This window comes from Paraburkholderia sediminicola (assembly GCF_902859805.1).
Classification (GTDB): Bacteria; Pseudomonadota; Gammaproteobacteria; order Burkholderiales; family Burkholderiaceae; genus Paraburkholderia; species Paraburkholderia sediminicola.
Map to the genome: position 1 here is coordinate 147,194 of NZ_CADIKC010000009.1, position 12,347 is coordinate 159,540.

Here is a 12,347-nt window from a genome sequence, read left to right on the forward strand (position 1 = left end):
GCGCCGGCATCTGCACAAGACGCCGCGGCACGCCTGTGTCAGCAATGTTCAGCCGTGCGGGAATCGCCTGCGGCCGGATGCTCGTCGTCACGTTCCCACTGTTCGATCATTTGCCGGCGATGTTTCGGCGATGCGAGCAGGAACTCGTTCATCGACGAGATGAAACGTTGCTGGTTAAATTCGTCCAACCCAGCGAATACCAGCAACGCATGATTCGCAACGGATTTTTTCTGCTTTGTCACGGGTGCCCTCGAAATGGCGTATGCGCAGAACGATTCGTCTGCACACTCGCGTCAGATTTTCCAACCTTCGCATGATGGCTCAGCGCGCGCGACGAGTTCTCCTGAAACCCGTCTGAACGCGTGCGAATCCAGTGTAGCCCCTGCTTGATCAAAGCAGAATGTGACGAATACTAAAAGCAGCGAATCATAAAGTAGTGTTCCTAAGCACAGCTTGCCGGCGCCGGAAAGCTGTGCTTTTTTGTTTGGCAGGCGTGTGCTGTTCGCTTGTCATATTGCCCCTCTTAACCCTCTGCGGTTGTGAAGATAGGGAAGGCTGCGCCCGGGAAATTCCAGACCAGTCAGATGGTTTGTCAGGACATGTTTGACGACAATGTGCTTGCCGTTTGCGTGCTGATCCGCCAACTGAAATTCAGGAAGCGTCATCCGGAAATCACGCGGCGGCGCGACGGGCATCGCTTTGTATGCCCGGGCGCTTTATCAGCAATCAACGTCAATACGGAAATTCCATGAAGAAGGCCATCATCGGCTCCGCTGTCCTTGCAGCACTGTCGTCCTCTGTTTTTGCCGCAGCTCCGCAAGTCGGCTCGGGTAACCCTGGTGTCATCACGTTCACGGGCGAAATCGTCGCGGGCGCGTGCGGTATCGACAGCAACTCGCTCGACCAGACTGTCTCGCTCGGCCAGGTGCCGGCACACGACTTCGCCAAGACCGGCGACCGCTCGCCCGCACAGAACTTCGACATCGTGCTGACCGACTGCGATACCACCACGTCCGCCAACGCGTACTTCACGTTCACCGGCACGGCCGACACGATCGTCCCGGGCCTGTTCGCGACGACGGGTGGCGCGGGCAACGTCGGTATCCGTCTGCAAACGGCAGCGGGTGAGTACCTCGACAACGGCACGGAGCAGAAGGCGCCGGTCGTGCTGTCGAACGGCAACAACACGGTGCGTTTCGGCGCGATGTACGAATCGACCGCAGCGACGGTGACGCCGGGTGAAGCGGACTCGGTTGCGAACTTCACGGTTCGCTATCAGTAAGCCTCGCAGGTTTGGCAAAGGGGGCGCGTAGCGCCCCTTTTGCTTTTTTAGTCCATCGTCGGTTCATCGGAAGACACGAGTCGTGCGTATCAGGAACTCACTGTTGTGTATGTCCGCGCTGGCAGTTTGCGGCCACGCGCAGGCGACCGAATTCAATTCGTCGTTCCTGAGCATCGACGGCGAAAGCGCCCTCAATCTCGCCCAGTTTTCTCATGCCGACTACACGATGCCAGGCACGTATCTGCTCGACGTGTCGGTCAACGATCAGTACTTCGGTCGTCTTTCGATCGATTTCGTTGCCGGTGACGAACCCGATACCAGCTACGCATGCCTGCCGGAAGCGCTCGTTTCGCAATTCGGCCTCAAGCCGAAGCTTTTCGAAACGCTGCCGCGTACCCGGGACAACACGTGCGTCAATATTGAATCGATTGAAGGCGCGAAGATCACCTATGTGAAAAGTAGCGCGCGACTGAAGATCAGCATCCCGCAGGTTGCCTTCGAATACGACGATCCGAATTACATTCCGCGCGAACGCTGGAGCGACGGCATCGACGGCGCCATGCTCGACTACCGCGTGATCGCCAATACGAACCGTCAACTGGGCACCGGTTACGCCGGCGCGCAGACCAACTCGCTGCAAACCTACGGCACCGTCGGCGCGAATTGGGGCGCATGGCGCTTTCGCGGCGACTATCAGGCGCAGACGAGCTCCGGCGGTAACGCCACCTATGGCGGCGCCGATCGCAACTTCCAGTTCAACCGGCTGTACGCGTTTCGCGCGTTGCCGTCGATTCGTTCGACGGTCGCGCTCGGCGACAACTACCTGAACTCGGATATCTTCGACACCTTCGCGCTCACCGGCGTCACGATGCAGAGCGACGACCGGATGCTGCCGCCTTCGATGCGCGGTTACGCGCCGTTGATTACCGGTGTGGCGCGCACCTCGGCGACGGTCACCGTCTCGCAGCAAGGGCGCGTGCTTTACGCCACCAAAGTCTCGCCGGGCGCTTTTGCATTGCAGGACATCAGTGCGAATGTGCAGGGCACGCTCGACGTTACCGTGCAGGAAGAAGACGGCAGCGAGCAGAAGTTTACGGTGACGAGCGCGGCGGTGCCGTTCCTCGCGCGCCGGGGTGAGATCCGCTATAAGGCGGCCGTCGGACGGCCGCGTCTGTTCGGCGGCGCGGGTATTACGCCGCTCTTCGGTTTTGCGGAGGCGGCCTATGGCCTGCCGATGGATGTGACGGCATACGGCGGCACGATCGCGGCCTCCGGTTATATGTCGCTTGCCGGCGGGATCGGCAAAGACCTCGGCGAACTCGGCGCAGTGTCGGTCGACGTGACGACGTCGCGCGCGTCGCTCTGGTGGAACGGCAAGACCCAGAGCGGCCAGTCGTACCGCTTCAACTACTCGAAGCACTTCGATACGCTCGACACCGACCTGCGCTTCTTCGGCTACCGCTTTTCCGACCGCACCTACACGACGTTTTCGCAATTCAGCGGCGATCCCACCTCGTATGGTCTCGCGGGCGGCAAGCAGCGTTATTCGATGACGCTCGCGAAACGCTTCTGGGGCGTGTCCACGTATCTGTCCTACGACCATTCGAGCTATTGGGACCGTGAGGCGGACGACCGCTTCGGCCTCACGCTCGCGCGTACGGTGTCGGTCGGCACGCTGAAGAACGTCAGCCTGAACTTCTCCGCTTTCCGGAACCAAAGCGTGACGGGCAGCGGCAATCAGGTCTTCGTCTCCGCGACGATCCCGCTCGGCAAGCGGCAGACCGCCGCGGCGAACGTCACGTCGAGCAGTACGGGCGGTGTGAACGTCAATGCGGGCTTCATGGGCGACAACGGCGACGGACTCAGCTATTCGGTGTATGGCGGCACCTCCGACGGCAGGCCGTCCGCCAACGCGAACGCGCGTCTGCGGACCTCCTCGTATCAGGTCAGCCTGCAGGCGGCCACGGTAGTGAATACGTTCGCGGCGGCTTCGCTCGAAGTCGACGGTTCGGTCGTGGCGACGCGTCACGGCATCACGCCGCATGCGAACGGCGCAAACGGCGACACGCGCCTGCTGGTTTCCACCGACGGCGTACCGAATGTCGCCTTGTCGGGCAGCCAGGCGCGCACGAATTCGGCGGGCTATGCGGTGATTGGCTCGGTATCGCCATTCGACGCATTCGATGCACGCGTGAACGTCAACAAGCTTGCGCTGGATACCCAGGTGACGAATCCGGTGCAACGCCTCGTGTTGACCGATGGCTCGATCGGCTACGTGCATTTCGAGGCCGCGCGCGGCCGCAATCTGCTTGTCGCACTCACGCAGAGCGGCGGCCGCGTAGTGCCGTTCGGCGCCTCGGTGCAGGACGCGAAGACCGGCAAGGAAGTCGGCATTGTCGGCGAACGTGGCGTCACCTATCTCACGCAGGTGCAGAAGAACAGCGAACTGACGGTGCACGTGGGCGACACGCTCCTGTGCCGGCTCGGCGCGCTGCCGGACGACCTGCAGCTCGAAGGGGCGGCTACGCCCATCACATGCAACCCGGAGGCGCCGATCGCCGGCGGCTCCTGATCAAGGACGACTTCTCATCATGAACACTGGTTTCTTGCGTTCCACCTCGCTGCGGCTCTGCACCGCGTTCCTGCTGATGGGCCCGCTGTTTGCGCATGGCGCGATCGTTCCGGACCGCACGCGGGTCGTCTACGACGAAGGCGTGCAGTCGGCGAGCATCACCATCGCTAACAAGAGTCCGAAGTATCCGTATCTCGTCCAGTCGTGGATCGAGGACAAGGACGGCAATAAGGTCTCTTCGCCGTTCATGGTGCTGCCGCCGCTGCAACGCGTCGAACCGAACGACCGCAACATTCTGCGTATCGTCATGCTGCCGGGCAGCGCCTTGCCGGCCGATCGCGAATCGGTGTTCTACCTGAATATCCGCGAGATTCCACCGAAGACCGACGCAGTCAACGCCTTGCAGATCGCCCTGCATTCGAAGCTCAAGCTGTTCTATCGGCCCAAGGGCGTACAGCCCGCGCGCGGCGAAGACCCCACGCTGCCGATGACTATGCGGATCGACACGGCCGCGCACAAACTGGTGTTCGATAACCCGACGCCGTATCACGTCACCGTGGTCGAACTGAAAAGCGGCGAGAAGAAAACGCCGGTGCCGCTCGAGGCCGTGATGGTCTCTCCGATGAGCCAGCGCGAAGTGCCGTTCAATGAAACCGCGCCGACTACGCTGTACGTCGCGCATATGAACGACTACGGCGGTCAGACGGAAGTTCAGTACACGTGCAATGCGGGTGCCTGCACGAGCGTGAAGCCATGAAGAGTCTGTGCTCATTCGCAAGATGCAGCGGACGGATGGTCGGGTTTGCGCTGCTGCTCGTCCTCTGTCTGCAGGCACATTCGGCGTGGGCCATGCGCTGTGTGACGAGCGCGGGCGCCGACAAGTTCATCGAGCCGATCGGCTCGGTGCAGAGCTATCCGGTCAACGTGCCCGACGGCTACATCATCTGGATCTCGCCGACCCGCACCACCACCGGCTACTGCTACAAGGACCTCAGCGGGCCGGGCAGTCTGCCGTTTGACGATCCCGTCTCGTTCTATGCGAACCCGGCAAACATCGATCCGGCCGTATGGGGACTCGAGATTGGCATCCGCTATCAGGGCGTTGACTACTTTGGCGCGGGCAGCGCGCCGGGGCAGGGCGTGCCGACAGGCAACGTGGTTCCCGCATGCACACAGGACAATTTCAACGCCGGGCTGTGCCCGAAGATCCCGGTGAGCATCACGTATCAGGTTGTCGTGAGGAAGCGTGGCGCATGGGTGGGGATCCCGCAGGATACCTATACGGTGTTCCAGTTCGACGGCAAGTTCGGAATCAACTGCTGCAATACGAGCTTTCAATACATCCTGAGCGGACTGGAAAACCTGAAGCCGACGCCATGTACCGTCGACGTCACCGTCAATCCCGAGCCTGGCGTCATCGACTTCGGCCAGGTGCAGAGAACGCCAACCGGATTTGCGCCAGTCAAACCGACAAGGTCGTTCTCACTCGCGCTGGACAAGACATGCAACGAGTCGGTCCAGATAGGGGGTTACTTCGAGACATCCAACCCGGTGCAGAACAATCTGATTTTGCCGGAGCAGGATAGCCAGTTCGGCATCGGCATTCAGGACCGCAACGGGCAGCAGATAGCGGTGGGAGAGCCGTTTCCTCTGGCGACCTTCACCGCGGCTCAGGCCCATATCGAAGTGCCGATGACAGCCACACTGCAGCCGCTCGGCACACCCAAAATCGGTCCGTTCAATGCTGTGGTGACGGTGCGGGTGTTGTACGACTGAGCGTTGCCGCCGCGCCGTTGCGTGTCCCGGACGGCGTAATGGAGCGAGGGAGTGCATATAGGACCCGTCCTATATGGCTGCTCCAAATGTCGTACCGGTCAAATAGATGGCGTCGCCGCGAAAAGAGAACATGGGGGCACTTCTTTTTCGCGCATGTGAGACGACACCATGAACCACGCCTATCTTGTAATCTGGAACGCGGCAACCTCGACGTGGTGCGCCGTATCTGAGACCGCTGTTCGCCGCAAGAAAGGCGCACGTCGTCTCACGCCGCTTTGCGCGAGCCTGCTGCTGATTGGCTTCGGCGCGTCCCTTGGCCAGGCTCACGCCGACACCATTGCGTTCCCTGCAAACTCGACTGTCGACATTGGCAGTGCGACCGAAACCGTCGATAGTCTCACCATTAGCAACGGCGTCACCGGCACGATCATTGGGGCAGACGGTACGCTCGTCTATTCGGGCGGTGATTTCCGTCTGGGAGGCACCCTCAACGGCACGACGCAAACACTTGACATGTCCGGCCTCACCAATTTCGCGTCCGACAATCCCGCCAGGGTGTTCAGCGTTGGCGGGCAGATAGGCGCCGGGGCAGCCGTAACGGGTACGACCAACGGTACGCTCACGTTGGCTGCGGGCAACAATACCATCACGGCTCAAACGTTTGGTGTTGCCAATAGAGCCCGCAGCGTGTCCTCATTGGCGAGCAATACCGGCACGGTATTGCTCGGCCAGAACAACACGATCAACGCGGACGTGATTGCCATTGGCGCGAATCAGAGCAATGGCACGCTGACTTTTCAGAGCGGGATTACCGATGGCAGGGTCGTGCTGCGGGGAACCGATGGTACCAGCGCGGTCAGTACCTGGGATATCGGTGTCGGTTCAAACAGCAATTACACGGGCGGCTCCGGCACGGTGAACTTGAGCCAGGGCACGCTGGATGCGAAGGTCGACAACCTGACGATCGGCTCGGCGATATATGGCTCGCAGACTGCGACCGGCTCTCTGGTCATGGGCGATGGCCTGCTCGATGCGAACTCGATCACGGTGGGTCAGCGCACCAGCACCAGTGGTGCTGGTGGTGCTTCCGGCACCTTGACAATCGGCAATGGCACAGTACGCACGCGGACCCTGACGATCGGCGACCGTTCCGGCACAACTGGATCGGCTACCGGTGTTGTCAATCTGAACGGCGGCGGTTCGCTGCTCGCGCAAACCATCCACTCCGGCGCAGGCGCGGCGACGCGAACCATCAACTGGAACAACGGCACCATCGGTAACTACGCCGATGGCGCAGACATGACGATTTCCGGCGCCAACATCGTGCTGGCCGGAACCGGAACGCACACGTTCCAGATCGACGGCGCCGATGCAGTCGGTACGGTGAATTCGACGCTGAGCAACGCGAGCGGCCAGAACGGCACGCTTGTCAAAGCAGGCTCGGGCACACTCGCGCTCACCGCGAACAACACCTACAGCGGCGGCACCACGGTGAAAGGCGGGCTGGTCAACTTCCGCACACTGTCTAACCTCGGCACGGGCAAAGTCACACTCGACGGCGGCGGTTTGCAATGGGCCACGGGTAACACCGTGGATGTTTCGTCGCGTCTGAACGCACTGGGTCAGAACGGCGCATTCCTCGACACCAACGGCAATAACGTGACGCTGGCCCAGAATCTGTCTGGCGACGCTGGCGTGCTGGTCAAGCAGGGTGCGGGCACGCTGACCCTGACCGGCAACAACACGTACGATGGTGGCACCCAGATCGACGCCGGCACCTTGCAGATCGGCAACGGCGGCGCGGTAGGCAGCATCCAGGGTGACGTGCTGAACAACAGCGCACTCGTGGTCAATCGCTCCGATGCGGTAACGCTGTCGGGCGCGATCTCCGGCACAGGCACCCTGACGCAGGCAGGACCGGGCACCACCATCCTGACGGGCGACAGCACGTTCACCGGCACAACCACGATCGACGCAGGCGTGCTGCAACTTGGCGATGGCGGCACCAGCGGCAGCATGACGGGCCCGATTGTGAACAATGCGGTGCTCGCCATTGACCGTGCCGATACGGCGGTCCTGCCAGGCGTGATTTCCGGCACGGGCTCGCTCACGCAAATGGGCGCGGGGACGACGGTGCTCGCAGGCGAGAACACGTACTCCGGCGGCACGACGATCGACGCCGGCACGTTGCAGATCGGTAACGGCGGCACCACCGGCAGCATCATTGGCGATGTCACCAACAATGGCACGCTTGCGTTCAATCGCGCCGACACGGTGACGTTTTCCAATCTGATCAGCGGTACGGGCGGTCTGGTGCAAGCGGGCCCGGGTACCCTCAATCTCGAAGGCGACCAGACCTACAGCGGACCAACCACCGTGCAAGGCGGCATGCTGGCGGTGAACGGCTCCATCCAGTCGGCGACCAAAGTCGCGGCCGGCGGCACGCTTGGCGGCTACGGCACCATCATTGGTGACGTGCAGAATGCGGGCGTAGTCGCACCTGGCAGCGCCGGCACGCCGGGTGACGCGTTCGGCGACCTGACGATCCGCGGCAACTACGCGGGTGACGGCGGCAAGCTGGTGCTCAACACAGTGCTGGGCGACGACAGCTCGGCAACCGACCGGCTGGTGATCGACGGCTCTGCGTCGAGTGCGGCTCGCGCCGTTGAAAGCGCGTCGGCGTCGGGCGATACCGCGCTGGTGATCAGGAAGGCGGGCGGCACGGGTGCGCAGACGAACGTCGGCATCCAGTTGGTGTCGGCGGTCAATGGCGCGACGACCGAGGCGGGTGCGTTCAAGCTTGACTCGGCGTCGGATGGCTATCGCAAGGGCTTTGGCACAGTGTCGGCCGGCGGCTATGACTACATGCTCGAACGTGGCGGCAACGGCGGCAACGCGCAGGACTGGTACCTGGTGTCCGCGGCTCAGCCCGTTGATCCGGTCGATCCTGTGAAACCGGTCGCCCCAATCGACCCGGTGGCGCCGGTTACACCGACCAATCCAGGCGAGCAGGAAGACAACGCCGGCACGACGCCCGTCACGCCCACGCCGTCCGCACAGCTCGTTACGCCGGAACCCGACGCGTACCTCGGCAACGCATGGGCCGCGACGATGATGCCCATCCACACGCTGCACCAGCGTCAGGGCCAGGCAGGCGGCAACGTCGACGACGGTACCGGCGTTGACGGCGCGGCATGGGTGCGCGTCGAAGGCCAGAGCATGTCAATGACCAGTAACGGCCGTGACATATCCGGCAACAACCGTACGATCCATGCAGGCAGCGACGTGTTGCGCTTCAAGGACGGCGGCGACGGCAGCTTCCGGGTCGGCGTGATGGGCATGTACGGCAGTGCGACGAACTGGTCGACGCGCGAACTGTGGAACCCGCTTGCCAATAGCTATCAGCCGGCTACCGCACGCGGCAGTGTCGAGGGCTACAACGTCGGTCTCTATGGCACGTGGTATGGCAATCGCGACATCCTGTCGGGTCCATACGTCGATACGTGGCTGATGTACGGCGCGTACAGCAACACGGTCGGCGGCAGCCTTGCAACCGACTCGTACCGTTCGAGCACCGTCACCGGTTCGCTCGAAGGGGGCTACTCGATTCCGGTGTACCAGCGGGGCGACACGCGCGTGTTCGTCGAGCCGCAGGCTCAGGTGATCTACTCGCATTACAGTGCGGATGAGCATGCCGCACCAGCCGGCCTGATCGGCGGCCAGAGCGACAACAGCGTGCTGACGCGTCTGGGCGTGCGGCTGCATGGCACGACGCCGGTCGGTAACGGTGGTGCGCAACTGCGTCCGTTCGTCGAGGCAAACTGGTGGCATGGCCCGACCTCGCAGTCGGTGACGGTGGACGGCAACGCGTTCAACCTGGCCATGCCCGCCAACCGGATGGAACTGAAGACCGGGCTGCAAGGGCAGGTGACGAAGAACCTGTCGGTGACAGGTACAGTCGGCGTGGAGACCAACCTCGGTGGATACAGCGTCGTGAAGGGCCAACTGGCTGCGAAATACAGCTGGAAGTAAGGCCACACCCTACCGAAGCCCCAGCGCCAACTCCACAAACTGCATCGCCCGGGCGTTGGCGTCACCACGACGATGAACGATGTACAGCGTGGTGATAGTGTCCGTTTCGTCCAGCTCTCTGAACACTACCCCCGGCACTGCGATGGTCTGCAGTGTCGAGGGCACGAGCGCAATACCGAGCCCGGTGGCGGTCAGCCCGATCAGCGTGGAAGCCTGCTGGGCCTCCTGCACCACCTGAGGTTCGAAGCCACGCTTTGCGCACAACGCGATAATCTTTTCGTGGACCGCGACCCCCGCTTGCCGCGGATAGGCAATGAACGGCTCATCGCGCAGATCCTTCACCTTGATCGATGAAGCTTTGGCAAGCCGATGCCGCGCATGCATGGCGAGCACCAGCGGCTCTTCCATCAGCGGCGTGAAGACCAGATCGGTAGGGGGCACGCTTTCGGGCATCCGCAACAAACCGACGTCGATTTCGCGCTGCTCGATCGCCTCGATCTGCCGCGACGACGACAACTCCAGCAGCGTGATGTTGACCTTCGGGCGCTGCGTCCGGTACGCATGAATCAGCTTGGGGAAAAACGGTGACAACGTCGAAGCATTGGTAAAGCCGACGCGCAAACGTCCAACGTCGCCGCTCACGGTTTCCCAGACGCTTTCCTTCGCGTGTTCGATTCGCGCGAGGATCGCCCGTGCGTCGTCCAGCAACGCCAGCCCCGCCTCGGTCAGCGCGACCGAGCGGCGCGTGCGGTGAAAGAGCCGCGCGCCGAGTTCCGTCTCCAGCGACTGGATCGCGAGGCTCAGCGGCGCCTGCGTAATGCCCAGCCGCTCGGCGCTGCGGCGGAAATGCAGCTCCTGCGCCAGCACCACGAAAAATTCCAGATGACGGATATTCATTGATTTTCTCTGTAAATCAATAACCTTGATTTGGAGAATAAATCAAAACTGTTTCCCGGGCGATACTGTTTTCCACTTACTCAAACGACGGAGACAGCATGAACGGTGCGGAACTGGTCGAACGCCTGCGAGCGCGACACAAGATCATTGCGCTGGGAATTCGCGCCTCGCGCACAACGGATGCGGTCCGCTGGGCCAAAGCAGCCGGCTACGACACGATCTGGGTGGATATGGAACACAGCTCGCTGCCGGTCGATACCGTGTCGCAACTGTGCTCATGCGCGGTCGACCTCGGCCTGATGCCGTGGGTGCGCGTGCCGGAACGTGATTACGGCACGATCAACCGCGTGCTGGACGGCGGCGCGCTCGGCATCATCGTGCCGCGTGTGGAGACCGCCGAGCAGGCGCGCGACGCGGTGATCGCCACGCGCTTTCCGCCGCTCGGCCAGCGTTCGCAACTCGCGACGCTGCCCTACGTCAACTTCGAAAAACTTCCCGCTCGCGAACTCAACCGGCGTCTGAACGACGCGACCGTGCTCAAGGTGTTGATCGAAAGCCGCGCCGGCGTCGAAGCGGCCGATGCGATTGCGGCGATCGAAGGCGTCGATGTGCTCGCGCTCGGTTGCAACGATCTCTCTGCCGATCTGGGTCACACCGGCGAATCGGCGCATCCCGAGGTCGTGGCCGCGTGCCGCAAGGTGATCGCAGCTGCACAGCGTCACGGCAAGGTGGTGATCGTAGGCGGCATGCCCGAGTGCGAGGCGCTCAATGAGTTGCGCCGCGAGGGCGCGGCACCGTTTGTGTTTGCCGGCATCGACAGCGATGTTTATCTGGCGGCGCTGCGTGAGCGCGTCGAACAGGCACGTCAACTTTAATTCGAACCTCCAATTTCAGATCATGGCAGAAACCCCGCTGATTTCCACGCCGATGCGTGACTACGAAACCCTGTCGCGCCCGTCGTTCACGATGCCGCCGCTCGCCTGCGACGCGCACATGCACGTGTTCGGCTCCGAAGACAAATATCCGAAGGTCGAGCATCCGCATTACACGCTGCCGGACGGCAAGCTCGCACACTATCTGCAGATGATGAGCGTGCTGCACCTGAAGCGTTTCGTGATCGTGCAGCCGAGTTTTTACGGCACGGACAACCGCTGCCTGATCGACGCGCTGCATGTGGCGGGCTCGATCGCGCGCGGTGTCGTGATGATCGAGGAGGGCACGGACGCGGCCACGCTGGATAGCTTCCATCAGTCCGGCGTTCGTGCGGTGCGTCTTGATCTGTTCGCACGTTCCGGCCTGCCGACCGTCGAGATCCAGCAGTACATCACGCGGATGGCGCGCCTGTGCGCGAGCCTCGGCTGGCACGTGCAGTTCTATGCGCCGGGCTGGGTCGTGCGCAATCTGATTCCGTTTCTCGCCGATGTGCAGACGGATTTCGTCATCGATCACATGGGCTACATGCTCGAAGAAGACGGCCTCACGCAGGCGGATTTCGACCGTCTCCTCAGTTTGCTGAAAGACGGCAACTGCTGGCTTAAACTCAGTGCGCCGTACCGGATCGCTAAACATCGCGGCTATGAAGCCGTGGCGCCGATGGCCGAAGCGATCATCAAGGCTGCACCGCAAAAAGTGATCTGGGGTTCGGACTGGCCGCACATTCCCGATTCGACGCGCGACACCGGCGAATTGCTGAATCTGCTCGGCGCATGGACTGATGATCCGGTGGTGCACAAGATGATTCTGTCCGACAATCCCGCACGCCTGTTCGACTACTGAGGCAATCCACAC

The 12,347-nt window shown here is 62.1% G+C and carries 9 protein-coding genes; 7 read left to right on the forward strand and 2 right to left on the reverse strand.

The window, feature by feature from the left end:
* Nucleotides 1-38 precede the first annotated feature (38 nt).
* The gene (locus R8871_RS27770) at nucleotides 39-242 is read right to left on the reverse strand and encodes a hypothetical protein (protein ID WP_175053340.1); all 204 of its coding nucleotides are present in this window, start codon (nucleotides 240-242) and stop codon (nucleotides 39-41) included.
* Between the two features lie 506 nt (nucleotides 243-748).
* Between R8871_RS27770 and R8871_RS27775 the strand changes: the two genes are divergently transcribed.
* The 5 genes from R8871_RS27775 to R8871_RS27795 all read left to right on the forward strand — a co-directional run bounded on the left by R8871_RS27775 (nucleotide 749) and on the right by R8871_RS27795 (nucleotide 9,662).
* Complete coding sequence (locus tag R8871_RS27775; RefSeq protein WP_175053341.1) at nucleotides 749-1,282, forward strand: fimbrial protein; 534 nt, start codon at nucleotides 749-751, stop codon at nucleotides 1,280-1,282.
* An 82-nt stretch (nucleotides 1,283-1,364) separates the two neighbouring features.
* The gene (locus R8871_RS27780) at nucleotides 1,365-3,854 is read left to right on the forward strand and encodes a fimbria/pilus outer membrane usher protein (protein WP_175053342.1); all 2,490 of its coding nucleotides are present in this window, start codon (nucleotides 1,365-1,367) and stop codon (nucleotides 3,852-3,854) included.
* A 76-nt stretch (nucleotides 3,855-3,930) separates the two neighbouring features.
* Complete coding sequence (locus tag R8871_RS27785) at nucleotides 3,931-4,611, forward strand: fimbrial biogenesis chaperone (protein WP_246287807.1); 681 nt, start codon at nucleotides 3,931-3,933, stop codon at nucleotides 4,609-4,611.
* Complete coding sequence (locus R8871_RS27790) at nucleotides 4,608-5,630, forward strand: fimbrial protein (protein ID WP_175053344.1); 1,023 nt, start codon at nucleotides 4,608-4,610, stop codon at nucleotides 5,628-5,630. The genes R8871_RS27785 and R8871_RS27790 overlap by 4 nt, the downstream gene beginning before the upstream one ends.
* Before the next feature lie 168 nt (nucleotides 5,631-5,798).
* Complete coding sequence (locus R8871_RS27795; RefSeq protein WP_175053345.1) at nucleotides 5,799-9,662, forward strand: autotransporter outer membrane beta-barrel domain-containing protein; 3,864 nt, start codon at nucleotides 5,799-5,801, stop codon at nucleotides 9,660-9,662.
* A 9-nt stretch (nucleotides 9,663-9,671) separates the two neighbouring features.
* Here R8871_RS27795 and R8871_RS27800 read toward each other — a convergent pair whose 3' ends face one another.
* Nucleotides 9,672-10,559, reverse strand: coding sequence for a LysR family transcriptional regulator (locus tag R8871_RS27800; RefSeq protein WP_175053346.1), 888 nt, complete (start codon nucleotides 10,557-10,559; stop codon nucleotides 9,672-9,674).
* Between the two features lie 98 nt (nucleotides 10,560-10,657).
* Here R8871_RS27800 and R8871_RS27805 point away from each other — a divergent pair, with 98 nt between their 5' ends.
* Both R8871_RS27805 and R8871_RS27810 read left to right on the forward strand, forming a co-directional pair.
* Nucleotides 10,658-11,434, forward strand: a complete 777-nt coding sequence (locus R8871_RS27805) for an HpcH/HpaI aldolase family protein (protein ID WP_093632348.1) — start codon at nucleotides 10,658-10,660, stop codon at nucleotides 11,432-11,434.
* Between the two features lie 22 nt (nucleotides 11,435-11,456).
* Nucleotides 11,457-12,335: an amidohydrolase family protein gene (locus R8871_RS27810; protein ID WP_175053347.1), complete on the forward strand. Its 879-nt coding sequence runs from the start codon at nucleotides 11,457-11,459 to the stop codon at nucleotides 12,333-12,335.
* Nucleotides 12,336-12,347: the final 12 nt, after the last annotated feature.